The sequence below is a fragment of the Nonomuraea guangzhouensis genome, from assembly GCF_019396345.1.
GTDB classification, from domain to species: domain Bacteria; phylum Actinomycetota; class Actinomycetes; order Streptosporangiales; family Streptosporangiaceae; genus Nonomuraea; species Nonomuraea guangzhouensis.
This window is the reverse complement of the sequence record NZ_JAHKRM010000013.1, coordinates 177497-202067: the sequence shown is the minus strand read 5'-3', so window position 1 is coordinate 202067 and position 24571 is coordinate 177497. Positions and strand designations below refer to the sequence as shown.

Below are 24571 nucleotides of genomic sequence, written 5' to 3'. Positions count from 1 at the left end.
CTCTGGACGTCATCGTACGACAGTGGTTACAGTGTTCCCACAAACGGGAACACTGTTCCCACAGCCGAGAGGGGAAGCGCCATGCACGACGTCATCATCACCGGAGGCGGCTCGGTGGGCCTGAGCGCGGCGGTGTTCTTGGCACACCACGGTGTCCGGGCCCTGGTGGTCGAGCGCCGCCCAGGGCCGCAGATCCATCCGCGCGCCACCGGCCTGGGCATGCGGACCGCCGAATTGCTGCGCGAGGTCGGTCTGGAGGAGGCCGTCAACGAGGTGGCGGTCAATATGACCGGCATGACCCTCGGCAAGATCACCGTTGACACGCTCGCGGGAGCCGACCTGGCCGCCCTGGCCACGACCGTCCCCACCCGCGCCCAGACCGTCGCGAAGATGGACTACACGCCGGCCCGGATCCGCGGCACCTGCCCGCAGAACCGGCTGGACGCGGTGCTCCTCGACAAGGCCCGCGACCTGGGCGTGACCGTCCGCTACGGAGCCGAGGTGGTCTCGGTCGAGCAGGACGGCGAGGGGGTGACCACACAGCTGTCCGACGGGACCACACTGCGGGCGCGCTACCTCGTCGCCGCCGACGGCGCGCGCAGCAAGGTGCGCTCGGAGCTCGGCATCGGCCTGTCGGGCCCCGGCGCGCTCGGCCCCTCCATGAACAACATCCTGTTCCGCGCCGACCTGAGCGGGCTGACCGGCGAGTACACCTTCGGCCTCTGCGAGATCACCGACCCGGCGGCGCCCGGCATGATCATCACGATCGACGGCAAGAGCGAGTGGGTGTTCCACACCGGCCAGGAGCCCAGCGCCGAGCTGATCAGGACCGCGATCGGCGACCCCGGCCTGGAGGTCGAGATCCTCAGCGTGCTGGCCTGGCGGGGCCGCGCCCAGGTGGCGGACCGGCTGTCGCTGGGCCGGGTGTTCCTGGTCGGGGACGCGGCGCACGCCGTACCGCCCACGGGGGCGTTCGGCCTCAACACCGGCGTCGCGGACGCGCACAACCTGGCGTGGAAGCTCGCCTGGGTGCTGTCGGGCCGGGCCGCGCCCGGTCTGCTCGACACCTACCACGACGAGCGGCGCCCGGTGGCGGTGCTGGCGATGGAGCAGTCGCTGCTGCGCATGCGCGACCTGAGGCTGCACTTCGACGGCGGCCCTGACGCGCCCCGGCTGCGCGCCGAGGCGGGCGCGGTGAACGCGCCCATCGTCCACCTGGGCTACCGCTACGGCGCCACGATCGGCGAGCTGCCCTCGACCGAGGACGTGGCACTCACGCTGGACGGCTCGCCCGGCTCCCGGCTGCCGCACGTCTGGGTCGGCGAACGCTCCACGCTCGACCTGGTCGGCTCGACGTTCTGCGTGTTCGCCGCGGCGCCGGTGACCGGGCTCGACGTGCCGGTGCACGTGGTCGACGGCTGGCCGTACGGGACGCTGCTCGTACGACCGGACGGGTTCGTCGCCTGGCGCGGCGAGGAAGGGCTCGCCGAGGCGCTCAGAAGGTGTACTTCAGGTGCTTGATCCCGTTGATGAAGTTGGACAGCAGGAAGTCGGGCTCCCCCTCCGCCCTGATGCCCGGCAGGCGGGTGAACAGCTCGCGGAACATCACGGTCATCTCCCTGCGCGCCAGGTGGGCGCCCAGGCAGTAGTGCGGGCCCGGGCCGCCGAAGCCGACGTGCGGGTTCGGATCGCGGGTGATGTCGAACGCGTCGGGGTCCTGGAACACCGTCTCGTCGCGGTTGGCCGAGTTGTAGAAGAGCAGCACCTTGTCGCCCTTCTTGTACTGGGTGCCGTTCATCTCGTGGTCGCGGGTGAGCGTGCGGCGGAACTGGATCACCGGCGTGGAGTAGCGCACGATCTCGTCGCACGCCTTGGTGACGCGGCCGTCGAAGTCGGCCAGGAGCAGCTCCCGCTGGTCCGGGTGGTCGGTGAAGAGCTTGAGCCCGTACGCGATCGCGTTGCGGGTCGTCTCGCTGCCGGCCACCACGAGCAGGATGAAGAACGAGCCCAGCTCCTGCGAGGTGAGCCGCTCCTCGCCGTTGACCAGCAGGCTGACCAGGTCGCCCGTGGGATGCTTGCGCCGCTCGTCGCCCAGGCGGGCGGCGAGGCGGTTGAGGGAGAAGCCCGCGTGCAGCAGCTTGGCCAGGCCCCGGGCCACGTTGACGCGGCTGAACTCGGGGTCGATGCCGGTGTACTCGGGGTCGGCGTTGCCGAGGATCACGTTGGTCCGGCGAAGCACCATGTCATGAAATGTCGCCGGAATCCCCATCATGTCGCAGATGACGCGGACGGGGAGCCGGGCGGCGATCTGCGCCACGAAGTCGCCCGGACCCTCCTTGATCGCCTGGTCCACGATCTCGGCGGCGGCCGTGGCCAGGTCCTCTTCCATCTTGGACAGGATGCGCGGGGTGAACGCCCTGGACACGATCCGGCGCAGCCGCGCGTGCCGCGGGTCGTCCATGTTGATCATCGACCCGAAGTACACGGCCAGCCAGCGCGGCATGTCGGGCACGCTGTTCGAGCACGGCTCGCTGCTGAACACCGCCGCGTTCCTGCTGGCCTCCGATACGTCCGCGTGGCGCACGAGGGCGTAGTAGCCGGGGCCGCCCTTGATGAACGGCACGGCCTGCTCCGTCAGGAACACCGGCTGGTCGAGCTGCCGCAACCGGCGGAAGGCCGCCATGCGCTCGGCCTGGGGCAGCCCCCAGAACACGAGCTGCGAGATGTCCAGGTCACTGGAGATCGTCATGACCCAAGCCTTCTGCAAGCGGTCACTTACGTCAAGAGCGCCCGGCGATGAGCTCGGCCCCCTTCTCGCCGATCATGATGGCCGGGGCATGCGTGTGCCCGCGGTTGAGGGTCGGCATGATCGACACGTCCACGACCCTGAGCCCGTCGAGGCCGCGTACCTTGAGCGACGGGTCGACGACCGACTCGGCGTCGGTGCCCATGCGGCAGGTGCCGACCGGATGGTAGAGGGTCTCGCCGCGCTCGCGGACCCACTGGGCGAGCTCGGCGTCGCTCTCCGGGCCCGCGTACGGGGCCATCGGGCCGCCCGCGTACGCCTTCATCGCGGCGGTGGCGAAGACCTGTTTGGCCGTCTTCAGCCCGGCGACGAGCCGCTTGACGTCGGCCTCCTGGGCCAGGTAACCGGGGTCGATCACCACCTCGCGGCCGTTCAGCCCGATCCTGCCCCGGCTCTCTGGCTGCAGCAGCACCACGCCGACGGTCAGCCCGTGGCCGGTCGGCGGCGTGAGGCCGTGGTCGATGAACGGGCCGGGCGCGAAGATCAGCTCGATGTCGGGTGCGGGCTCCTCCGGCGAGGTCCTGATGAACGCCACCGCCTCGCCGACGTTCGTGGTGAGCATGCCGGAGCGCAGCACGATGTAGCGGAGCAGGTTGCCGATCGACTCCGCCTTGGTCAGCGTGACCGGCTGCTTGGACTCCACGTACACGCCGGTCGACAGGTGGTCCTGCAGGTTCTTGCCGACTTCCGGCAGGTCCCGCACGATCGTCACGTCCGCGTCGCGCAGCTCGTCGGCCGCGCCGACGCCCGAGCGCATGAGCAGGTACGGCGAGCCGATCGCGCCCGCCGACAGGATGACCTCCCGCTTGGCCCTGACCTGCGCGCCGCCGCCGTGCTCGATGCCGACGGCCCGTGTGCCGTCGAAGACCACCCGGTCCACGGTCGCGCCGGTGATCACCGTCAGGTTGGGCCGCTTCAGCGCCGGGCGCAGGTAGGCGTCGGCGGCGCTCCACCTCCGGCCGCGGTACTGCGTGACGGGCGTGGGGCTGTAGCCCTCGTTGGAGCGGCCGTTGAGCTCGTCGAGCCGCTCTAACCCGAGCTCGCCGCAGGCTTGGAGGAAGGCCGCGGTGGTGACGTTGGGGCTACGCAGCTCGGAGATGAACAGCGGGCCCGCCGTGCCGTACGCGCCGCCGCCGTTGCTGCCGACGCGGTGCTCGGCCCTGGTGAAGTACGGCAGGACGTCGTCGTAGGTCCAGCCGGGGATCTCCCACTGGTCGTAGTCGCGCTGGCAGCCGCGCACCCACATCTGCGCGTTGAGCGACGAGGAGCCGCCGATCACCCGGCCTCTGGGCCAGTAGAGCTCCCGGCCGGACATCTCGCTCTGCTTGGCGGTCGTGTAGTTCCAGTCGTAGTCGGTCTTGAACAGCTTGGCGAAGCCCGCGGGCATGCGGATCTCCAGCTTGTCGTCCTGCCCGCCCGACTCGACCAGCGCCACGGACACCCCGGGATCGGCCGACAGCCGGTTGGCCAGGACACACCCCGCCGACCCGGCCCCCACGATCACGTAGTCGTACTCCATCGCGCCCCTCCCAGGGGTAAGTAAACTGGTACTTGCTTACTCCAGGTGGACCACGGCGTCCATACATCCATCTGCCCTCAGTGTGACCCACGACAGGCCGCGTCCGACGGATGTCGGCAGGTTATGGAGTTTGCACCTACCGGTCGGTATGTCCTTCCTGCGATGATGGCGCGCAAGTCGCACACAGGGAGGAAGGCGCTCATGCTCAACCTGTCGATCGTCCTGGAGGACAGCGCCAGGAACACCCCCGACGGCACCGCGATCGTCTTCGGCGACATGCGGCTGCCGTACTCGATGATCGACACGGTGGCGAACCAGGTGGCGAACCTGCTCGTCTCGCGTGGCATCGCCAAGGGCGACAAGGTCGCGCTCGCCTGCCCGAACCTGCCGTACTTCCCCTTCGTCTACTACGGCATCCTCAAGGCCGGGGCGACGGTGGTGCCGCTCAACGTGCTGCTGCAGTCGCGGGAGATCGCGTACCACCTCGACGACAGCGACGCCAAGGCGCTGTTCTGCTTCGAGGGCACGCCCGAACTGCCGCTGGGCGAGCGGGGCAAGGCCGGGTTCGAGGGGGCAGAGGGCTGCGAGCATCTGTTCGTGCTGCCCGCCACACCGCTGGCGACCGAGTCGGAGTACGGCGAGTCGATCTGGGCGGCGCTCGGCGGCATGCCCGGCGAGTTCGAGACCGTGCAGACGGCGCCCGACGACACCGCCGTGATCCTCTACACCTCCGGCACCACCGGCCAGCCCAAGGGCGCCGAGCTCAGCCACCAGAACATGCTGCTGAACGCCATGGTCAGCGACAAGATGTTCCCGCGCGGTGACGGGGGCGACACCTATCTGGCGGTGCTGCCGCTGTTCCACTCCTTCGGCCAGACCGTCGTCATGAACACCGGCTTCCTGCGCGGCGCCACCGTCGTGCTGATGCCCCGCTTCGAGCCGGGTGAGGCGGTCGCCCTCATGCGCAAGGAGGGCGTCACGTTCTTCGCCGGGGTGCCGACGATGTACTGGGGCATGCTCACCTCGGTCCACGCCGAGGGGGCCGACGTGCCGTCCACGCTGCGGGTCGCCGTGGCGGGCGGGGCGTCCTCCCCCGTCGAGGTGCTGAAGGACTTCCAGCAGACGTTCGGCCTCGGCATCCTGGAGGGGTACGGCCTGTCGGAGACCTCCCCGGTGGCCAGCTTCAACCAGCTCGGCCGGCCCACCAAGCCGGGCACGGTCGGCACCCCGATCTGGGGCGTCGAGATGAAGCTGATCGACGGCGACTGGAAGACCGTCGAGGGCGAGGGGCCCGGCGAGATCGCGATCCGCGGCCACAACATCATGAAGGGCTACTACGGGCGCCCCGAGGCGACGGCCGACGTGCTGCGGGACGGCTGGTTCCGTACGGGCGACATCGCCACCCGCGACGCCGACGGCTACTACTCGATCATCGACCGCTCCAAGGACATGATCATCCGCGGCGGGTTCAACGTGTACCCGCGCGAACTCGAAGAGGTCCTCATGACGCACGAGGCGGTCTCGCTGGCGGCCGTCGTGGGCGTGCCGCACGACTCGCACGGCGAGGAGATCAAGGCGTACGTGATCCGCACCCCCGGCTCGGCCACGACCGAGGAGGAGCTGATCGCCTGGGCCAAGGAGAACATGGCGGCCTACAAGTACCCGCGCGTCGTGGAGTTCCGCGACGCGCTGCCGATGACCGCCACGGGCAAGATCCTCAAGCGCGAGCTCAGGTAGACCTGCCCGCCCGGCCTACAGGGATCGCCGCGCGACGACGGCCCGGCCCATCGCCGGGTCGTCGCAGAACGCGCCGTCCACGCCCAGGTCGAGCAGCCTGGTCAGCCAGCCCATCACGTCGCCGGTGGCGCGCGGGAAGGCGGGGCTGGCCGGGTTGCCCAGCCGGTAGTCGAGGGGGAGCTGGGAGTTCTCGTTGCGGATGGTCCAGACGTGCACGTCCAGCCGCCTGCGGTGGGCGTCCGCGACGAGCGTGGTGGGCTCCGTCAGCTTGCCGTCCGCGCCCACCGGCACGACGCGGCGGGTGTCCACGCCGATCCCGTTCGCGTACGAGGCCACCTCACGCAGCCCGTCGGGCTTCACCATGTCGTCATAGGTACGCGGATCGCCGGCGGCGACCCAGTCGTACGGCGCCCCGCCGAACGTGATGAGCTGGATCAGCGGCAGCCTGGTCTTCTTGCGCAGCTCCCGCAGGTTCGCGGTCTCGAACGACTGGATGTACGCCTTGCGCACGTGGTTGGCGTTCAGGATGTCGAGCAGCGGCTCCTCCAGCGACAGGCCGATGGAGTCGAAGTACGTCGGATGCTTGGTCTCGGGATAGACGCCGACGCCGTGGCGCTGCGCGAGCCGCACGACCTCCTCGAACGTCGGGATCTCCGCCACCCCGTCGAAGGCCGTGTTGTCGGGCCGCAGGTCGGGCACGCGTTCCTTGGCCCGCAGCGTCTTCAGCTCGGCCAGGGTGAAGTCCTCGGTGAACCAGCCGGTGATCGGCCGCCCGTCGACCGTCTTGGTGGTGCGCCGGTCGGCGAACTCCGGATGCGCCGCCACGTCGGTGGTGCCGGTGATGTCGTTCTCGTGCCTGGCCACCAGGATGTGGTCCTTGGTGGAGACCAGGTCGGGCTCGATGTAGTCGGCGCCCATCGCTATGGCCGCCTCGTACGAGAGCAGCGTGTGCTCGGGACGGTGGGCGCTGGCGCCGCGGTGACCGATGACGACGGGGGCCTGGGCGCGGCGCTCGGCCGTGGCGGCGTGGGGCTGGAGCAGCACGACGGCGACCGTACCACCGGTCAGGACGGCCAGGGCACTCGCGAATAATCTGCGCGTCAGCATGCCGGGAACGCTAGACCGGCAAGGTGGACGGTGAGTGACGACCGGGCACACATCCGTTGATCTCATGACCGGCGCGGCGCCGCGGCCGGGGTGACCTTGAACGTGAAGCCCTCCATCAGCCGGTTGCGCTTGGTGTTCTGGAAGGCGGCGATGCGCCACTGGCCGTCGGCGTCGCGGACCAGCGTGTACGTCTGCACCTTGGGCAGCTTGCCCGGCCGCTTCTTGCCCACGTCGCCCCGGCCGAGCACGACGGCCGTGTCAGTGCCGTAGAAGCGGACCTCGACGATCTCGTTGAACATCGTGGTGCCCTTGAGCACGCTGTCGAACAGCGCCTGGTGCCCGCCCGCGATGTCGGCGCGGCCACGGTAGACGGTGCCGAAGAACGCCGTGTAGCTGGCGTCCTGCGTGAAGCAGGCGGCGTAGGCGTTGCCGTCGCCCCGGTTCCAGGCGTCCTCCATGGCCGTGAACAGCTCCCGGATGGCCTGCTGGGCGTCGCGCGTGGTGTTCATCCTCTACCCCTCTGATAGCTTACTCAATGCAGTGTCTGCATTGAAGATTTATCTGCTTACTTGCAGATATTAGATTAGAGAAGAGGATTCTCCGTGTCAACAGACCCGAGCGCGGTCTTCCGCCGCTACCTGAGCGCGATGGTGCTCAACAGCCTGGCGAGCGCCGAGGCGGCCGGCCTGAACGCGACCGACTACTACGCGCTCAATCTGCTCGACCTGGCGGGCCCGCTCACGTCGGGCGAGTTGGCCGCCCAGACGGGCCTCACCACGGGCGCCACCACCCGCCTGATCGACCGCCTGGAAAAGGGAGGGAATGTCCGACGGGTCCAGGATCCGGCGGACCGGCGCAAGGTCATCGTGGAGGCGGCCGGCCAGCCGGAGTCCCTGGACGAGGTCCTGGCCGGCACCCGGCGGCGGCTCGGCGAGCTGCTGAGTGGCTATTCTGAGGAGGAGTCAGCGATCTTGTTCGACTTCTTCCACCGGGCCTCGGCCGCCTATCAGGAGGCGACGGACGAGCTCGTCAACAGCAGAAAGGGCTGACCTGTGTTAGCGCTCTTCGACCTGGACAACACCCTGATCGACCGCCTCGACGCCTTCCGTCGCTGGGCCGCCGAGTTCGCCGCCGACAGGGGGCTGGGCTCGGAGGACGTGGCGTGGATGATCGAGCTGGACGCCGACGGCTCCTTACCGATGAGCACCTTCTTCACCCGCGTCCGCGAGCGGTTCGCGCTCGCCGAGTCGGCGGACTCGCTGTGGCGCGGCTACCGCGAACGCCTGCCGCAGCTCGTCACCTGCCGCCCCGCCGTACTCGAGTCCCTCGATCGGCTGCGCCTGTCCGGCTGGATGGTGGGCATCGTGACGAACGGCATGACCGACAACCAGTCCGGCAAGATCCACCACAGCGGCCTGGTGGACCGGGTCGACGGCTGGGCCATCTCCGACGCCGAGGGCGTCCGCAAACCGGCGCCCGAACTGTTCGAGATCGCCGCCCAGCACTGCGGCACCACACTGGCGGACGGCGGCTGGATGGTGGGCGACGACGTGGAGAAGGACGTGGCGGGCGGACGTGGTGCGGGCCTGCGCACGATCTGGATCGACCGCGGCCTGTCCCCCGGGCTGTCCCCGGGGGCGGACCACGAGGTGACCGACGTACTGGACGCGATCGCCCTGCTTGATACCGACCTTTAGGTCACGCGGGGGAGGTTGCCAAGCAGGGCGTCGAGAGCGCCGGGCTCGGCCGCGCCGCCTGCCGCCAGGACGACGCCCTGCCGGTCTGTCAGCACGGCGTACGGCGGCCACGGGATGCCGTGACGATCGAACACCCCCGGATCGATGACCAGTGGCAACTCGACCTCGTGCGCGGCCAGGTAGTCGCGGACCTGCCCCTCCTCCGCGGCGCTCACCAGGACGACGTCCACCTGCTCCGCCGCGACGAAGGCGGGCAGCATGGCGCTGCAGACACCACATGTCGGCGCGATCAACGCGTACAGGATGCCGAGCTTTTCAGCGGTGAGGGCCTGTGGGGTCACGTCCCAGTGAGTGCCGGGACGAGGGCCGACGCGGCTGCGCTCCGCTGCTCCGATCAGCCGGGCCGGCAAGAAGGTCAGCGCGAGGTACGCCGCTCCCACCAGCAGGTGGACGAAGCTGAACGGGAACGGGCCCGCGACGGCGGCCATGACCGCCAGCGCCGCGAGCAGGCCGGTACGGGTCACGGTGGCGGGGCCGACGAGGTCGCGATCGCCGAAGCAGCCGCAGCCGACGCTCAGCCCGCGCCGCAGCACGGACGCCATCGCAGCGAGGAAGGCGGCGAACAGCACCGCCGCGAGGAGTGCGCCCCAGCGCCGGGTGGCCGGCGCGGTGAGCAGCCCGGCCGCCGCCAGCTCCGCACTCACCACCGCGACGGCGGCGGCGAGCGTGAGCCGCTGCGGGATCAGCTGGTAACCCGCGATATCGGCGGCGAATCCCGGCAGGTCACGAGCCTTGCTCACGGCCGCGTACAGCAGCACCGCGATCAGAGCCGCATAGGCCGACGCCAGAACAATCACCGGACCGCCCGGGCATCACGCCAAGTGGTCATGTGACCGCCTCCCGGTAGGCCTGGGCCTGGAGGGTGTACATGTCGGCGTAGGAGCCGCCCTCCTCCATCAGCTCGGCATGCGTGCCCTGCTGCGCCACCCGCCCGTGGTCGAGGACGTAGATGCGGTCGGCGTACCGGACGCTGGCGAGCCGGTGCGTGATGAGGACGATGGAGCGGCCGTCGGCGTGCTTGCGGATGCGCTCGAACAGGGCGTGTTCGGCGCGCGCGTCCAGTGCGGAGGTCGGCTCGTCGAAGATCACCAGGGCGGCGTCGCGGTAGAAGCCGCGGGCCACGGCGATCCGCTGCCACTGCCCGCCCGACAGATCGTGGCCGCCTCGGAAGCGCTGGTCGAGCAGCGAGTCGTACCCGTGCGCCAGCCCGGCCACCACCTCGTCGGCCCCGGCCGCGGCCGCGGCGGCGGCCAGGCGCTCTTCGTCCAGCGGGCGGCCCATGAGGATGTTCTCGCGGAGGGTCAGCGGCCACCGGGTGTGGTCCTGGGCGATCACCGAGATGAGCCCGCGCGTGTCGAGGTCGGCCAGGTCGGCGCCGTCCCAGCGGATCGTCCCCGAGTCCGGCCGGTACAGCCCGGCGAGCAGCTTGGCCAGCGTGGTCTTGCCGGAGCCGTTCTCGCCGACCAGCGCGATGACCTCGCCGAACCCCACCGAGACGCTGATCCCGGTGAGCGCGGGACCACTCGCCCCCGGGTAGCTGAAGGTCACCTGGTCGGCGGTCAGCCGCCCGGACGGTTCCGGCGCCTCCGTACCGGATGGCTGTCGCACGTGCGAGGCGGCCAGCGCGCGGAACGACAGGTAGTCGCCGAAGTAGAGGCCCGCCTCGTACAGCCGGTTCATCATCTGCACCAACCCGGCGAGTGACATCTGGCCGGCGCGGATGGCCAGCACGGCCGCGCCCGCCACCGGGAGCGGGATGACGCCGACGGCCAGCAGCCCGGCGAGCGCGGCGTAGACGGCGACGGTCGCGGCGCCGGTCAGCAGGTCGCCGGCGGCCTTGGTGACGGCACGGCGACGGGCGACGTCGAGTTGCACGTCCTGTTCGAGGTCGGCGACGTTCCCGTACTCGCCCAGCAGGAAGTCGCGCAGCGCGAACGCGCGTACCTCGGCGGCGGGCAGCCGTTCGGCCATCAGGTCCGACAGCATGAACTTGCGCCGCCGCGCGGCCGACAGCCGGTAGTACGCCTGGTACTGCAGGCGTGCCGCCCGTACGGCTGCCCAGCCCGCGGGCACGACCGTGACCAGCAACAGCGGCGTCAGGAGCGGGTGCATGAGGCCGAGCGCCACGGCCGAGGCCAGCACGCCGACGGCTCCGCCGATCACGGCGACCGTCGCCTCGACCACGCCCGCGGCGTCGGGCACGCCACTGTCGCGGGCCCTGCGCATCGCGTTGTGGAACTCGTCGTCGTCGAACGCGGTCAGCTCCACCTGGGTGGTCAGCTCGAAGAGCCGGGTCTCGGCCAGCCGTTCGACCTGTACCTTGAGCCGCGCCTGGGCCCAGGTGGCGGCGGTCACCAACGCCCCGCGCAGCCCGGCGGCGGCCGCGACGAGCGCCAGCGAGGGCAGCGCCGCCCGGACGCGCTCGGGCGTCGGCCCGCCGGCGAACAGCGAGGCGAGCACGTCGGATGTCGCGACCAGGCCGTAGACGGTGAAGACGCCGGCCACCAGGTTCCCGGCCAGCGCGATGATCGTGTCGCGGCGGTGGGCCTCCCATGCCATCCGCAACGCGGACATCACCAGGTACGGCAGGCGGCGCGCGATCTTCGACAGGCTCGCCGTCAGGAGTTCGTCGTCGTGGCTCTCCCAGTAGGCGACCGCCAGCCCCGACCTGTCCGCCGGAGCGTCCGGGGTTCGCTTCTTCCAGAACGACTTCATGCGGGCGGCCGGTTGATCACCCGGCCAATCTAGGTGACCGATGTATCCATGTAAAGCCCAGTTGTAAATGATTTGTCCCGAAGGTGGTGCGACCTGGCTCTTGTTGAGTGACGTCTGGACATGGTTGGTGAAATATGCACATAATGCGTCCGTTTGGCCGCGACAGGCGATTCCTATCGCGGTCAGGGCGCGGGTAACGGCGCCTACCCGGTGCCGTTCCCGAGGCTCGAATCCACCATCGGCCACCTACCGGTGGCCAAGGAAGGAGCCCTCATGTCCGTTCTCACCCTTGAGCCCCGCGACGCCGGCGTTGTGGAGTACGAGGACCTCGCCATCGACTTCGAAGGCGAGCTCACCGCGCTGCTCCACGGCCCGCAGGCTTGCGTCAACACCTGCAAGCGCACCGTGTGCTCGACGTTCCCTTGCTGCCCTTCGATCGTGTAATCACGCGGTAACGCGTTCGGTGTCTGCGGCGACGCACGACTTGTTCCGTAACGCGGCGGAAAGGCCATCGGCGCACTTCCGGTGGCCTTTCTTCGAGCATCCGGCCGCTCCGGCGCAGAAGGGTTTTCCCGTTGACAGTAAATGTGGTTGTCACCCTTACCCATTTTGCCGAGTCGAATACTAGGGAAATCTACGAGGGCGACACCTGGGTCAGTGTTCACGACCCGCGTGCGACGACGCCCAACCAGGGCTGGAAGCTGCACGTCTCCGCCCGTCCCGGCACCCTGGCCGCCACGCTCGACCGGGTCCTGCCCGTCCTGGCCGGCGTGTCCTGCGACTTCAAGGTCGCCCTCTCGCCCGACAAGCTCGCGGAACTCAACTCCGGAGACCTCGACCCGGGCGCGGTCGGCAAGGCCATCACCGTCTACCCACAGCCGGACGAGGTCGTCCCCCTCGGTCACCGGCTGGCCGAGGCACTGGCGGGGCTGGCCGCGCCGCGCATCGTCAGCGATCGCCGGGTACGCCCCGACGCGCCGGTCTATTACCGGTACGCCCCCTTCGCTCCGCAGTACCGCGTCGACGAGAACGGCGACTTCGAGCTGATCATCGTCGGCCCCGACGGCGAGCACCTGCCGGGCGCGGCAGGACCCGAGTTCACCTGCCCGCCGTGGGCGACCGACCCGTTCCGCCCGCAGGGCGGCGCCCCCGGCCCGTCCCGGGAGAGCACCGCCAGGCCGTCCCAGGAGAGCACCGCCGGGCCGGACGCCGGCGAGGCGCCCGTCAAGCTGATCGGCAACCGGTACCGCCTCACGTCCGGCGTCGCGCGCGGCCCGCGCGGCAACGTCTACCGGGCCGAAGACGCCGACGGCAGACCGGTCGTGGTCAAGGAGTCCCGCGCCTACGTGGGCGAGAACGCCGAAGGCTGGGACCTTCGCATGTACCTGCGCAACGAGCTGCGCATCCTCAAGGCTTTGGAGGGCGTCGCGGGCGTCCCCACTCCGATCGACCACTTCCGGCACGGCGACGACGAGTTCCTCGTCATGACCGATGCCGGCAGCCTGGACCTCAACCGGTTCGTCGGCGAGCAGGGCCGTTTCACCCTCGCCGATGACGGCGGCGGCAGGGACCTCACCGCGCTGGCGGGCCGGCTGCTGGAGGTGCTGGACGCCGTGCACGCGCGCGGCGTCGTCGTCAGGGACTTCTCCCCCAAGAACGTGGTGCTTGGCGAGGACGGCCGCTGCACGCTGATCGACTTCGGCAACAGCAGGTACGAGGGGCTGCAACTTCCCGGGTGGAGCCGCGGCTACAGCGTGCCCGGCCAGCAGGCGGACCGCTCCTCCGAACCCGCCGACGACTACTTCTCGCTCGGGGCGACGCTGTTCTTCGCGGCGACCGGGATGAACCCCATCATGATCGACTCCGACCAGGCCCGGAACGTCGAACGGACGGTGATCTGCCTGGCGCGGATGTTCCCCGGCGTCACGACGGGCATCATCGGGCTGCTGCCTCGTCTGCTGAGCCTCGACGCCGAGGAGCGCGTGGCCGCCGCGGCCGACCTGCGGGCCGGGGCCGGAGCCGGAGCCGGCGTCGGCGTCGGGCGACCGGGCCGTACCGTGTCGCGGTCTGACGGGGTGCGGTTCACCGGCGATCTGCTGTCGCGGGTCCTGGACCACACCACCCGCGCGTGCGTACGGTTCGCCGAGGGCCTGATGGACGGCCCTGCGGACCGCACGGCGAGCCCGCCGGTGACGAACGTCTACGGCGGATCGGCCGGGGTCGGCATGGAGCTGCTGCACCACCCCGAGGCCAAGGCCGTCGCCGCCGACCTGGCTCGCTGGACGGCCCGCGTCATGCCGCCCACCGCGCTCCCGCCGGCGCTCTACTTCGGCCGAACCGGAACGGCACTGTTCCTCGCCGCCGCGCGGCTGACCGCCGTCCCCGAACTGCCGGACCCCGGGCCGATCGTCTTGGAGGGCGAGCAGCGCGCGGACCAGGCGCACGGCGTCGCCGGGATCGGCGCGGGACACCTCTCGCTGGCCGCGCTGGAGCAGGATCCGCGCCACCTGGAAGTGGCCGCCGAATGCGCCAGGCTGCTCGTCTCCGGCGAGGTGACGGACTCCAAGGACGCGGTGGCACCGGCCCAGGCCGGTTCGGGGGTGAACGTGGAGATGGCTTTCGCCCACGGCGCCGCCGGCTGCGCGGAGTTCCTGCTCTCCTACCACGAGGCCACCGGCGACCACGCAGCCGGGCAGGCCGCCAGGGAACGCTTCGCATCGCTGGCCATCGCCACCGAGGCCATGCTCGGCGAACTCGCCGGGCCGGACGCCAAGGCCATGGGCGCGTCCTGGTGCCAGGGGGTCTCGGGCATCCTCGGCCCGCTGGCGCACGCGGCCACCGCGTACGGCGACGACCACTACCTCGACCTGGCCGAGCGTGGCGCCCGCGCGAGCCTGGCCATCGCGCCGCAGGCGTGGGTGGTGTCCCAGTGCTGCGGCCTGGCGGGCATCGGCGAGGCACTGATCGACCTGGCGATGGCCACCGGCGACGACGGCTACTGGCGGGGCGCCGAGGAGGTCGTCGAGCTGATGCTGATGCGCGCTGGCGGCGAGTTCTCCGCACCGGTCTTCACCGGCAACGACCTCGACAAGCCCGGCTACACCTGGGCGACCGGCGCGTCCGGTGTCCTGTCATTCCTCCGCCGCCTCGACCGCCGCACCGGAGCTCGCCTGTGGACGGCGAACTGGCGCCTCCCCTGAGTAGATCGTCGGCGGGGAGCTGGGCGGGTTCGTCATCGCGTCGCTACTCAACGGCCGGGCTCAGGGGGACGTGGCAGTGGGCATCCGGGTGAAGCTCGCGCGATAGGCGCTGGGAGTGAGCCCGACCCGGTCGGCCATGTGCTTGCGCAGGGAATCCGCACTGCCCAGGCCGCTCTTCTCCGCCACCTGGTCCATGGGCAGTTCGGTGGTCTCCAGCAGCTCTCTGGCCCGGTCGATGCGCCGGTGCAGCAGCCACTGGAGCGGGCTCAACCCGGTCTCCGCGTGGAAGCGCCTGGTCAGGGTCCGGACGCTTGTCCTGGCGTGACCGGCCAGATCGGCCAGGGTGAGCGGGCGATCGAGGTGCGCGAGGGCCCAGGCCCGGGTGAGGGCGAGTGAGGTGCCGCGCTCGGGAGGCAGCGGGGTCTCGATGAACTGCGCCTGGCCACCCGGCCGTACGGGAGGGACGACCGCGAGCCGCGCGGCCGCGTTGGCGACCGCCGCGCCGTAGTCCACCCTGACCAGATGCAGGCACAGGTCGATGGCGGCGGCGGCCCCCGCGGAGGTGAAGATGCCGCCGTCCTCGACGAAGAGGAGGTCGGGCTGAACATCGATCGAGGGGAAACGGATGGCGAGGTCGGCGGCCAGCCCCCAGTGGGTGGTGGCGCGGCGCCCGTCGAGCAGGCCGGCCTGGGCCAGTACGAACGCACCCGTGCACAGGGAGGCGATTCGTGCGCCGCGGTCCGCAGCCTTCCTCAAGGCGTCGAGGGTCTCCACGGGAGCCTGCTCGCCGCCGCTGCCGACGGCGAGCACCGTGTCGGCGCCCTCCACCGTGTCCAGGCCATCCGTCACCACGATGTCAGGGCCCCCGACAGTCGGCATCGGGCCGGGCCGCGCCGTACAGACGCGCACCTCATAGTGGGGAACGCTGTTGAACACCATGAGCGGGATCGAAACGTCGAAGCTCAGCACGGGGGGCACGACGACTGCGGCGACGCGGTGCATGGCCAGATCCTCCGGATAGTCGGCATTCCGGCCACTATGCTACGAGGCCGCCAGTCGGCACCGTTGTCATCATGAAATTTCACGTGATCGTGGGTCGCGGGGCCACCGCGTCGAAGACCGCTCTCCTGCTGGCCGAGGACGGCGAGCAGGTACGAATGATCAGCCGAACCGGCGGCGGGCCCGAGCACCCGCTCATCGAGAAGGTCGCCGCGGACGCGACCGACACGGATCGGCTCACCCAGTTGACGGAGGGGGCCACCACGCTGTTCACCACCGCCGCGCCGCCGTACCACACCTGGCCCGAGCAGTTTCCGATCCTGTCGGCGTCGTTGCTCACCGCGGTGCGGCGGACGGGCGTCGCCTACGTCATGCTCGGCAACCTCTACGCCTACGGGCCGGTGGACGGGCCGCTCAGGCCGGACTTCCCACTGACCGCGACCGGGCGCAAGGGCCGGGCCAGGGCGCTCGTCTGGGAGGAAGCCGCCGCCTCGGGGGTGAAGGTCACCGAGGTGCGGGCCGGTCAGTTCTACGGCGCCGGCGCGTTCTCGGTGTTCAGTCTCATGGTGCAGCGGCAGGTTCTCGACGGCCGGCTCGCCCTGGTCCCGCAGGAACTCGACCTGCCGCACAGTTACTCGGCGATCGGCGACACCGCACGCACGCTGGTCGCCGCGGGCCGCGACGAGCAGGCGTACGGCCGGGCCTGGCACGCACCCACCTCGACCCTGTCGGTGCGGGAACTGGCCGGGCGGCTCGCCGAGCTCGCGGGGGCGCCGAAGCCTCGGATGGAAGAGCTGACCGAACGCGATCTGGCCCTGCTCGCCTTCACTGAGCCGTTCTGGGCCGAATTCCACGAAGTGCTCACCAAGCCCGGCCACCCGTTCGTCATCGACTACTCCGAGACCGAGAAGATCCTCGGCGTGAGCGCCACACCGGTCGACGACGTGCTCCGGGAAGTGATCTAAGTCAGTCGATGGCTGCGGTGAGGTCTCGGATGTGTGCGATCGCCGCGGCGGGCACTTCGCCGCCATGGAGGCACCCGACCTCCTGGTCGACGATGTGCGGGAGTTCTTCCGCCGGTTCCGCTGACGACAATCAGACAGCGGGCCCACGCCGACGCGCTCGGTTCGTCACGATTCCGGGCCGGCGCCGTGTGGGTTGCGGGGACGCCTGGTATCCACGTTGCCGGTCAAGGTTCGGAGGATGCCGGGTAGTTCGGCCACCGTTTCAGCGGGCAGGCCGGTCACGGTCTCCTCCGCCAGGGCGCACCATAGCCGCTTGACCTGGTCGGCCAGGGCTTTGCCGCTGTCGGTGAGTTCGACGATGCTGGCGCGCTTGTCGGCGGGAGCGGGTTCGCGGCGGATGTGGCCGGCGGCCTCGAGCTTGCGGGTCATGACCGTGATGCTGGGCGGCTCGCAGCCGAGCGCCTCGCTGAGCTGAGTCTGGGTTCGCGGGCCGGTACGGGCGAGCGCGAGCAGGAGCGCCTCCTGCCCGGGATGCAGGCCGAGCGGGTCCAGCAGCGCCGCGGCCCTGGCCCGGTGGCGCAGGCTCAGCAGGCGAATGGCCTGGTTGAGGGCGTCGGCCTGGTCGAAGTCCATGGGGCCTCCTTGACAAGTTAGTTATGCGCATAATATTTATCCACATAACTAATCTTACATCGAGGAGCCGAACATGACGGTGAAGGTCGCGGTCATCTACTACAGCGCGACAGGAACGGTGCACGCCCTCGCGCAGGCCGTCGCCGAGGGCGCCGCCTCAGCGGGGGCCGAGGTACGGCTGAGGCGGGTCGCCGAACTGGCACCCGACAGCGCGATCGCCCAGAACCCGCAGTGGCGGCAGCACGCCGACGCCACCACATCGATCGCCCAGGCCTCGGTCGAGGACCTGGCGTGGGCCGACGCGTTCGCGTTCGGCACGCCGACCCGGTTCGGCGCGCCGGCGGCGCAGCTCAAGCAGTTCATCGACCAGGCCGGCGGGCTGTGGCGGGAAGGCGGGCTGGCCGACAAGCCGGTGACGGCCTTCACCTCGGCGTTCAACCGGCACGGCGGCAGCGAGGCCACGATCTTGTCACTGGGCAACGTGTTCTACCACTGGGGGGCGCTGATCGTCCCGCCCGGATTCACCGATCCGGCCGTGTACGCCGCCGGCGGCAACCCCTATGGCACGTCGTACGTGACCGGCCCGACCGGAGACGGCCCGGACGCCGCGGCGCTGGAAGCGGCCAGGTACCAGGGACGGCGGCTGGCTCAGATCACGATCCGGCTGAGAGGAAGCCAGGCTTCCGCAGGCGACGGGAACGCCCGCGGAAGCCTGGCCGGAACAACCTCCCAGACCGCGTGAGCAGCGAGGAAGTCGTGAAAGACACCCGCACCGCACCTCAGCGGGCCAGGCCACACGCCGGCCCCGCCTGGATGATCATGGCGCTGGCGTGTGCCTGCCAGTTCATGGTGATCTTGGACGCGTCCATCGTCAACGTCGCCCTGCCGTCGATCCGCGAGGACCTCGGCTTCACGCCCACCGGCCTGGCCTGGGTGGTGAACGGCTACCTGCTGACCTTCGCCGGCTTCATGCTGCTGGGCGGCCGCGCCGCCGACCTGTTCGGCCCGCGCCGGATGCTGGTCGCCGGGCTGCTGTTGTTCTCCGTCGCGAGTCTGGCCGGCGGCCTGGCGACCGCGCCGCAGATCCTGGTGGCGGCACGCGTCGCGCAGGGTGTGGGAGCCGCCATGCTGGCCCCGGCCACGCTGGCCGTGATCAACACCGGCTTCACCGAGGAGCACGCGCGTGCCCGGGCCTTCGGCGCATGGTCCGCCTCGGGCGGTGTGGGGGGAATGGCCGGCGCGGTCGCGGGCGGTGCCATCACCACCGGCCTGTCGTGGCGGTGGGTCTTCCTGATCAACGTACCGATCGGCGTGGTGCTGATCGTCGTGGCCATGATGTCGCTGGCCGGCGCGCGAACCGGCCGGCGGGAACCGCTCGACCTCACTGGCGCGGTCACGGGGACGGCGGGGCTGGCAGCGCTGATCTACGGGGTCATGCGGAGCGCCGATCATGGCTGGACGTCCGTGCTGGTCGTCGGGCCGGTCGTGGCGGGCCTGCTCCTGCTCGTCGTCTTCACCGTGGTGGAGGCGCGTTTCTCCGCCCAGCCGATGATGCCGCTGCGGCTGTTCAGAATCCGGGGCGTCGCTGTCGGCAGCGGCATGCTGCTGCTGTTCGGCGGCATCGCCATCGCGATGTGGTACTTCACCTCGCTGTTCCTGCAGAACGTACTCGGCTTCAGCGCGCTTCAAGCCGGGCTCGGGCAGACGCCCGCGGCGGTGACGTTCATGGTGATCGCACGATGGGCCGCCGCCCTGCTGCCGCGGACCGGTGTGCGCCCTCTGGTGCTGGCCGGCTGCGGCTGTTTCCTGGCCGGTTTCGGCTGGCTGGCCCAGGCCCACGCCGACAGCGGCTACGTCACCAGCGTGCTCGGGCCTACGCTGCTCATCGCGGTCGGCATCGGGCTGACCTTCCCCACCCTCATGGCCGCGGCGACCGCCGACGTTCCCGAGGGCGATGCGGGGATCATCGGCGGCCTGGCCCAAACCGCCAACCAGGTAGGTGGGTCGGTAGGCCTCGCGGTGCTCGCGACGGCCGCCGGCGCCGCGACCCAGGCCGGCCGGAGTTCCCTGGCCGCCGGCTACGACCGGGTCTTCCTCATGGCGAGTGGGCTCGGCGTGGCCATCGCGGTGGTCAGCTTGCTGCTGCCACGGCACCGGCGCGACTGACCGACGACGACACGACCCACGATGACGGACAGGAACATATGGGTGGGCGTGGCGGCGGTCGTCGACGTGAGCCGTCACCCGTGATGATGTCGCGCCGACGGTGCGGCCGCCTGTCCCTACGGCAAGGTCAGTGCGAATGAATCTGTTCGTGAGCCTCTTCGAGAGAAGATCCCGCCAGATGCGCCGCGACCCCGCCCGTGAAGTTGGGGCACTCGAGGATGTCCTTGTGCGGGCAGGCCAGGCCGTGGGCGATGGCAGTGCGTGCCACCTGGGCCTGGGCGATCCGTTGATCCAGCTCGGCGAGCTTGCGTTGGTACAGCTCCCGCCACCCGTCGCCGGCCGGCGAACGAGACGCGACGAACGCTTTGATCTCCCGCAGCGTGAAACCGACATCTCTCAGCATCACCACCACACCGACCAGCCCGACCGCCGATGGCGCATAACGCCGTTGGCCTGCGACCCGGGCCGGTGCCGGGAGCAGGCCGAGCTCCTCCCAGTAGCGCAGGGCGGAGGTGGCGACACCGGTGCGGGCCGCCAGCTCACCGATCGTCAGCTGCTCGTCCATTTGACTTCAAGCGTACTTGAAGCCGTTGACTGGCGATCATGCAGACAGCAGGTACGTCTCTCAAGCAACGCGTGATCAGATACCTGGTGGGCCAGGCCCATCGCCCCCGGGGCATCGTCGGGTGGGCGAACGGCTGGATGTTCGCCCTTCGCCCCTCCAACCGGCGGCGCAACATCTGGGCGGTGTCGTTGCTGGACGTGCGGCCCACCGACCGGGTGCTGGAGATCGGCTTCGGTCCCGGCATCGCCATCGCCGAGTTCGCCGGCCGCGCCACCCGGGGCCACGTCTTCGGCATCGACCACTCGCAGGCCATGGTCCGGCACGCCGCCCGTCGCAACGCCGCCGCCATCCGCGCCCATCGCGTGCACCTCACGCATGCCTCCGTGGAGCAGCTGCCGAGCTTCGGCGACCCGCTCGATGCCATCCTCGCCGTCAACTCCGCAGGGTTCTGGCCCGACCCGGTGGAACGGCTTCGCGAGCTGCGCGGCCTGCTCCGCCCGGCAGGACGCATCGCGCTCGTCAGCCAGCCTCGCTCCCCCGGCGCCACCCGGGACACCACGGCCCGGGCCGCCCAAGAGCTCCAGGACCTGCTCACCCAGGCCGGCTTCACCCAGCTCCGGGTCGAGATGCTGGAGCTCGACCCGCCCGTTGCCTGTGTGCTGGCCAACAATCCGACCGGCATGCCGTCATGACCGACCAGCTTCTCCGCCGGCATTCGACTCATCGGGCTCGGACTCGCCCCCCCGGGACTGATGATCTTCCGGAATTGTCGGCGCCGTCGGGCATGCTGGGCTCTGCCGCCAAGAGTTCGGAAGGGATGTCCTCGTGCCGATCCGGATCGCCGGCCGTCGTCGTTCGGCGGCCTCGCTCGCCAAGGCCTTTCCCGGAGCGCAGATCATCGACGTGACCTCCAAGGCGGCTGAGCCATGGGTGCGGTTGAGCCCGTTCTATCCGCACGGCGGCATCCCGGTGCCGCGGACGCACGGCGTCACCGGTCAGTCGGTCGAAGGAATCTGGCAGGCACTCAAGGTCTTCGAAACCATGGACGTCGACCTCACCAAGCTGGACATCACCACCATGGCCGGTCTCAAGCGCACCGTCCGCAGATACGGCCAAGTGCGCGGGCACCGCGATGGCTTACGTGGGGAGCGGTTGCTGGGGTACGAGACGGCAAGACGGCACATCTACCTGCCCGCCTACCGATGGGTCCTGGAGAACAAGACCACCGACCTGATCGAGCGCCTCCGCGACCTCACTGACGAGCAGGAGGTTGTGCTGCTCGACTACACCACCAACGGCGAGGTCACGGATCCCAGGACGCCGCTGTCCCATGCCGCGCTCGTACGCCTCTATCTCCAGAACGAATGGCCGGACGAGGACGATCAATCGGATCGCGCTGCCTGAGACGCGCAATCCGTGGAGCCGCCGCGCGTCCACTCCGATCAGAGGGCGGCGAGCAGGGCGAGAACGCATCCCGTCAGGTGCTCGGGATCCGCCGATGACGCAAGTGCAGGGCTACAACACCGGCTCCCGGGTCGGCCCCGAATTTCCGGTGACCCATCTTGTCCTGGTCGACGTGTCCAGCCAGCCCGGCGAAGCGTTCAAAAAGGCGTCCGAGCGGAGCGAGGTCATTCAGCCGCCTGGGAGAGCGTCCGGAGCGAAGGGCCGTTGTGGGCGGGCGGGCATCAGACGGCCAACCACCCAGACGGGTAAGGGGTGGGCCTTTGGTGTGAGGGGTCGACCAGAACCCCTCACACCGGAAAGCTCTAGGGCCAGTCGATCGACGGTCGCAGCGGCACCCCGGCGCGACCCTCCGAGTCGAGTTTGACCCCCAGCACCTGGTGCAGCTGCACCTTGTTGCGTTCGAAGCCCACGATGCAGCCGGCCATGTACAGCGCCCAGACGCGGGCGGTGCCCATGCCCACCTCCTGCACCGCATCGGCCCAGTTGGCGTCGAGGTTGTCGCACCAGTGGCGGAGCGTCTTGGCGTAGTGCTCGCGGAGGTTCTCCTCGTGGCGGATCTCGAAGCCGAGGTCCTCCATCTGCCTGACCAGGTAGCCGACCGACTCCAGCTCGCCGTCGGGGAAGACGTAGCGGTTGATGAAGCCGCCCTTGTTGAACGTCTTCTCGGTGCCGGTCGGCCGGGTGATGCAGTGGTTGAGCAGCCGCCCGCCCGCCTTGAGCTTGCTGTTCAGGAACGAGAAGTAGGACGGGAGGTTGTGCTTGCCGATGTGCTCGGTGAGACCGATGGAGCTGACCGCGTCGAAGCCGGTCTCGGCCACGTCGCGGTAGTCCATGAAGCGGACCTCGGCCAGGTCCTGGAGCCCGGCGTCGATGATCGCTTTCTGCGCCCATTCGGCCTGCTGCTTGCTGAGGGTGACGCCGAGGGCCTTGACGCCGTAGTGCTTGGCGGCGTGCATGACCATGCCGCCCCAGCCGCAGCCGACGTCGAGCAGCCGCATGCCGGGCTCGAGGCCGAGCTTGCGGGCCACCAGGTCGAACTTGGCGTATTGCGCTTCCTCCAGCGTCGACTCCTCCGAGGGGAAGACGGCGCAGGTGTAGGCCATGGACGGGCCCAGGACCCACTCGTAGAAGCGGTTGGAGACGTCGTAGTGGTGGTGGATCGCCTCGGCGTCACGCTGCTTGGCGTGCCGGGAGCCGAGCTTGGCCAGGGTGCTCGACCGGATCTCCTGCGGCGGCGCCGGGACGCGCATGAGCAGCGGCTTCAGGCCCAGCGAACGGACGGCCGCGAGCTTCTCCGAGGTCGTCAGGTCGTTGGTGGTGATGTTCCACATGCGGTCGAGCAGGGTGTACATGTCGCCGTGGATGTCGATGTGGCCGGAGATGTAGGCCCTGGCCAGGCCGAGCTCTCCGGGCGCCTGGGCGAGGTAGGCGACCGCTATCGGGGACTTGACCTCAAGGGCGAGGTCCGCACCGTCGGGTCCCGCCTTGCTGCCGTCGTAGGCCATGAACGCGATGTTGGCTTCCGAGCCAACGATCTTCTCAAAGATGGATGCGAGAGCCATCTGCTCACCTTCCCCGTACACACTTGTCGTACAGGTCAAGCATTCGGCCGTTCGGGTCGTATTCCTGCTTGACCGGCCAGTAAGCATCGCCGTTGTACAGCTGCCAGAACTGCTCACGGGCGTAGAAAGAGGTCGAGTAAAGCGACTTGTGCCCGTCGAGTTCGTGCACCGAGTTTTCGATGAGTCGGTTGTAGTAACCGTCGAACTGCCCCCGAGGCAGCGGCACCATTCCCCAGAAGCCGAAGTTGATGTACAGCTTGCCGGGCTCCATCGGGTAGATCGGCCAGCGGGACGAGGCCCGCAGCGGGCACATCCACACCGGCGTCATGCCGACCTTGTCGTGGAAGAACTCCAGGAACTCCGCGCCCCGCTCGACCGGGATCTCGACGTCCTGGATGACCGATTCCTGGACCGGCTGGCCACGCCACCGGTCGATGCGCGCGACCACGCCGTATTTCCGGTCGAGCGCGACCAGCCGCCGGTAGACGTCGGAACGCATCCAGCGGCGCGGCATCAGCGAGCGGACCACCGACTGCTGGACGCCGAAGGCACGCGAGCACCAGAACCAGTCGGTGTCCCAGCGCCAGAGGTAGTCGCGGATCGTCAGCCAGTCGCGGTTGCGCTGCCTGATCGACTGGTAGTAGATGCGCATGCCGGTGTAGTCGGAGGTGTAGGGGGCGCGTTCGGCGAAGCGGCCGACCGTGATGTAGAGCTCCCCCGGCTCGAAGAAGACGCCGTCGACGAAGTCGACGGGCTCCCCGTCATGCTCCATGCTGTCGCAGATCTCCTGCAGGGCCAGCATGCACTTGTCGGCGTCGGTGAACTTGACGTGCGTCAGCTTGACGTACGGCTCGACCTTCCTGAGCTTGATCTTGATGCGCAGGGCGTAGCCGAGCGTGCCGTAGGAGTTGGGGAAGGTCCGGAACAGGTCGCGGTGCTCGTTGTCGTCGCGGGCGATGACGACGCGGCCATCGCCGGTCAGGATCTCGAGCTCCTCGACCGACTCGTGCGGCAGGCCGTCCCTGAAGCTGGTCGACTCGATCCCGAGCCCCGTCACCGCGCCGCCCAGCGTGATCGTCTTGAGCTGGGGCACCACGTACGGCATGAGCCCGTGCGGCAGCGTGGCATCGACCAGGTGCTCGTAGGTCGTCATGCCCTGGACCTCGGCCGTCATCGTCACCGGGTCGACGCTGATGACCTCGTCGAGCTCCCTGGCGGAGAGCTTGGCGGTCTTGCCCGAGTCGCGGAATCGGAAGAGGTTGGACGTGGCCTTGGACAGCCGTGGCGAAGCGTCCCCCGGGAGCTCCGCGTAGGACTGCCTGATGTGCTCTACTGCCCGTTGGTGTGTCGACATCGTCGTCGTCACTGAAGCACCC

22 protein-coding genes are annotated in these 24571 nt (G+C 69.7%); 11 read left to right on the top strand and 11 right to left on the bottom strand.

What is annotated here, in order from left to right:
* Positions 1–81 precede the first annotated feature (81 nt).
* On the top strand, positions 82–1521 hold the full coding sequence (locus KME78_RS27240; RefSeq protein ID WP_219532196.1) for an FAD-dependent monooxygenase: 1440 nt from the start codon (positions 82–84) through the stop codon (positions 1519–1521).
* Here the strand turns inward: KME78_RS27240 and KME78_RS27235 are convergent.
* Together KME78_RS27235 and KME78_RS27230 are read right to left on the bottom strand one after the other, a co-directional pair.
* On the bottom strand, positions 1496–2749 hold the full coding sequence (locus KME78_RS27235; RefSeq protein ID WP_219532195.1) for a cytochrome P450: 1254 nt from the start codon (positions 2747–2749) through the stop codon (positions 1496–1498). The genes KME78_RS27240 and KME78_RS27235 overlap by 26 nt on opposite strands.
* 31 nt (positions 2750–2780) lie before the next feature.
* Complete coding sequence (locus KME78_RS27230; protein WP_219532194.1) at positions 2781–4325, bottom strand: GMC family oxidoreductase; 1545 nt, start codon at positions 4323–4325, stop codon at positions 2781–2783.
* Positions 4326–4526: 201 nt separating this feature from the next.
* Between KME78_RS27230 and KME78_RS27225 the strand changes: the two genes are divergently transcribed.
* Positions 4527–6062, top strand: a complete 1536-nt coding sequence (locus tag KME78_RS27225) for a long-chain-fatty-acid--CoA ligase (protein WP_219532316.1) — start codon at positions 4527–4529, stop codon at positions 6060–6062.
* A 15-nt stretch (positions 6063–6077) separates the two neighbouring features.
* Here the strand turns inward: KME78_RS27225 and KME78_RS27220 are convergent, their stop codons facing one another.
* Both KME78_RS27220 and KME78_RS27215 read right to left on the bottom strand, forming a co-directional pair.
* On the bottom strand, positions 6078–7169 hold the full coding sequence (locus KME78_RS27220; protein ID WP_219532193.1) for a glycerophosphodiester phosphodiesterase: 1092 nt from the start codon (positions 7167–7169) through the stop codon (positions 6078–6080).
* A 62-nt stretch (positions 7170–7231) separates the two neighbouring features.
* Positions 7232–7678: an SgcJ/EcaC family oxidoreductase gene (locus KME78_RS27215; RefSeq protein WP_219532192.1), complete on the bottom strand. Its 447-nt coding sequence runs from the start codon at positions 7676–7678 to the stop codon at positions 7232–7234.
* Positions 7679–7771: 93 nt separating this feature from the next.
* Here KME78_RS27215 and KME78_RS27210 point away from each other — a divergent pair, with 93 nt between their 5' ends.
* Both KME78_RS27210 and KME78_RS27205 read left to right on the top strand, forming a co-directional pair.
* Positions 7772–8218 (top strand): MarR family winged helix-turn-helix transcriptional regulator, encoded by a 447-nt coding sequence (locus tag KME78_RS27210; RefSeq protein ID WP_308127149.1) that lies wholly within the window; start codon positions 7772–7774, stop codon positions 8216–8218.
* 3 nt (positions 8219–8221) lie between these two features.
* Positions 8222–8866 carry an HAD family hydrolase gene (locus KME78_RS27205; protein ID WP_219532191.1) on the top strand — a complete coding sequence of 215 codons (645 nt, stop codon included), beginning with the start codon at positions 8222–8224 and terminating at the stop codon, positions 8864–8866.
* Here the strand turns inward: KME78_RS27205 and KME78_RS27200 are convergent.
* On the bottom strand, positions 8863–9723 hold the full coding sequence (locus tag KME78_RS27200) for a TlpA family protein disulfide reductase (RefSeq protein ID WP_219532190.1): 861 nt from the start codon (positions 9721–9723) through the stop codon (positions 8863–8865). The genes KME78_RS27205 and KME78_RS27200 overlap by 4 nt on opposite strands.
* 28 nt (positions 9724–9751) lie before the next feature.
* Positions 9752–11641 (bottom strand): ABC transporter ATP-binding protein, encoded by a 1890-nt coding sequence (locus KME78_RS27195; protein WP_219532189.1) that lies wholly within the window; start codon positions 11639–11641, stop codon positions 9752–9754.
* A gap of 153 nt (positions 11642–11794) precedes the next feature.
* Between KME78_RS27195 and KME78_RS27190 the strand changes: the two genes are divergently transcribed.
* Together KME78_RS27190 and lanL are read left to right on the top strand one after the other, a co-directional pair.
* Positions 11795–12085, top strand: a complete 291-nt coding sequence (locus KME78_RS27190) for a hypothetical protein (RefSeq protein WP_219532188.1) — start codon at positions 11795–11797, stop codon at positions 12083–12085.
* A gap of 143 nt (positions 12086–12228) precedes the next feature.
* A complete protein-coding gene (lanL, locus tag KME78_RS27185) occupies positions 12229–14841 on the top strand; it encodes a class IV lanthionine synthetase LanL (RefSeq protein ID WP_219532187.1) in 2613 nt (870 codons plus the stop codon).
* Positions 14842–14901: 60 nt separating this feature from the next.
* Here lanL and KME78_RS27180 read toward each other — a convergent pair whose 3' ends face one another.
* Positions 14902–15843 (bottom strand): GlxA family transcriptional regulator, encoded by a 942-nt coding sequence (locus KME78_RS27180; protein WP_219532186.1) that lies wholly within the window; start codon positions 15841–15843, stop codon positions 14902–14904.
* A 71-nt stretch (positions 15844–15914) separates the two neighbouring features.
* On the opposite strand from KME78_RS27180, the gene KME78_RS27175 reads away from it, so the two are divergent.
* On the top strand, positions 15915–16805 hold the full coding sequence (locus tag KME78_RS27175; RefSeq protein WP_219532185.1) for a Rossmann-fold NAD(P)-binding domain-containing protein: 891 nt from the start codon (positions 15915–15917) through the stop codon (positions 16803–16805).
* A gap of 165 nt (positions 16806–16970) precedes the next feature.
* On the opposite strand, the gene KME78_RS27170 is transcribed toward KME78_RS27175, so the two are convergent.
* Positions 16971–17438: a MarR family winged helix-turn-helix transcriptional regulator gene (locus KME78_RS27170; protein ID WP_219532184.1), complete on the bottom strand. Its 468-nt coding sequence runs from the start codon at positions 17436–17438 to the stop codon at positions 16971–16973.
* Positions 17439–17511: 73 nt separating this feature from the next.
* Here KME78_RS27170 and wrbA point away from each other — a divergent pair, with 73 nt between their 5' ends.
* Positions 17512–18180: an NAD(P)H:quinone oxidoreductase gene (gene wrbA, locus KME78_RS27165; protein WP_219532183.1), complete on the top strand. Its 669-nt coding sequence runs from the start codon at positions 17512–17514 to the stop codon at positions 18178–18180.
* Between the two features lie 14 nt (positions 18181–18194).
* Positions 18195–19604 carry an MFS transporter gene (locus tag KME78_RS27160; RefSeq protein WP_219532182.1) on the top strand — a complete coding sequence of 470 codons (1410 nt, stop codon included), beginning with the start codon at positions 18195–18197 and terminating at the stop codon, positions 19602–19604.
* A gap of 127 nt (positions 19605–19731) precedes the next feature.
* Here the strand turns inward: KME78_RS27160 and KME78_RS27155 are convergent, their stop codons facing one another.
* Positions 19732–20169: a MerR family transcriptional regulator gene (locus KME78_RS27155; protein WP_219532181.1), complete on the bottom strand. Its 438-nt coding sequence runs from the start codon at positions 20167–20169 to the stop codon at positions 19732–19734.
* Positions 20170–20240: 71 nt separating this feature from the next.
* Here KME78_RS27155 and KME78_RS27150 point away from each other — a divergent pair, with 71 nt between their 5' ends.
* Positions 20241–20861 (top strand): class I SAM-dependent methyltransferase, encoded by a 621-nt coding sequence (locus KME78_RS27150; RefSeq protein WP_219532180.1) that lies wholly within the window; start codon positions 20241–20243, stop codon positions 20859–20861.
* 133 nt (positions 20862–20994) lie between these two features.
* The gene (locus KME78_RS27145) at positions 20995–21573 is read left to right on the top strand and encodes a DUF6939 family protein (RefSeq protein ID WP_219532179.1); all 579 of its coding nucleotides are present in this window, start codon (positions 20995–20997) and stop codon (positions 21571–21573) included.
* A gap of 362 nt (positions 21574–21935) precedes the next feature.
* Here the strand turns inward: KME78_RS27145 and KME78_RS27140 are convergent, their stop codons facing one another.
* Together KME78_RS27140 and KME78_RS27135 are read right to left on the bottom strand one after the other, a co-directional pair.
* On the bottom strand, positions 21936–23195 hold the full coding sequence (locus KME78_RS27140; RefSeq protein ID WP_219532178.1) for an SAM-dependent methyltransferase: 1260 nt from the start codon (positions 23193–23195) through the stop codon (positions 21936–21938).
* Positions 23196–23199: 4 nt separating this feature from the next.
* Complete coding sequence (locus KME78_RS27135; RefSeq protein WP_219532314.1) at positions 23200–24549, bottom strand: FAD-binding oxidoreductase; 1350 nt, start codon at positions 24547–24549, stop codon at positions 23200–23202.
* Positions 24550–24571 lie beyond the last annotated feature (22 nt).

Coding starts and splice junctions, on each gene's coding strand:
- KME78_RS27240 (WP_219532196.1), top strand. CDS start 82: ATGCACGACGTCATCATCACCGGAGGCGGCTCGGTGGGCCTGAGCGCG.
- wrbA (WP_219532183.1), top strand. CDS start 17,512: ATGACGGTGAAGGTCGCGGTCATCTACTACAGCGCGACAGGAACGGTG.
- KME78_RS27195 (WP_219532189.1), bottom strand. CDS start 11,641: ATGAAGTCGTTCTGGAAGAAGCGAACCCCGGACGCTCCGGCGGACAGG.
- KME78_RS27140 (WP_219532178.1), bottom strand. CDS start 23,195: ATGGCTCTCGCATCCATCTTTGAGAAGATCGTTGGCTCGGAAGCCAAC.
- KME78_RS27170 (WP_219532184.1), bottom strand. CDS start 17,438: ATGGACTTCGACCAGGCCGACGCCCTCAACCAGGCCATTCGCCTGCTG.
- KME78_RS27180 (WP_219532186.1), bottom strand. CDS start 15,843: ATGCACCGCGTCGCCGCAGTCGTCGTGCCCCCCGTGCTGAGCTTCGAC.
- KME78_RS27155 (WP_219532181.1), bottom strand. CDS start 20,169: ATGGACGAGCAGCTGACGATCGGTGAGCTGGCGGCCCGCACCGGTGTC.
- KME78_RS27220 (WP_219532193.1), bottom strand. CDS start 7,169: ATGCTGACGCGCAGATTATTCGCGAGTGCCCTGGCCGTCCTGACCGGT.
- KME78_RS27225 (WP_219532316.1), top strand. CDS start 4,527: ATGCTCAACCTGTCGATCGTCCTGGAGGACAGCGCCAGGAACACCCCC.
- KME78_RS27135 (WP_219532314.1), bottom strand. CDS start 24,549: ATGTCGACACACCAACGGGCAGTAGAGCACATCAGGCAGTCCTACGCG.
- KME78_RS27230 (WP_219532194.1), bottom strand. CDS start 4,325: ATGGAGTACGACTACGTGATCGTGGGGGCCGGGTCGGCGGGGTGTGTC.
- KME78_RS27215 (WP_219532192.1), bottom strand. CDS start 7,678: ATGAACACCACGCGCGACGCCCAGCAGGCCATCCGGGAGCTGTTCACG.
- KME78_RS27235 (WP_219532195.1), bottom strand. CDS start 2,749: ATGACGATCTCCAGTGACCTGGACATCTCGCAGCTCGTGTTCTGGGGG.
- KME78_RS27175 (WP_219532185.1), top strand. CDS start 15,915: ATGAAATTTCACGTGATCGTGGGTCGCGGGGCCACCGCGTCGAAGACC.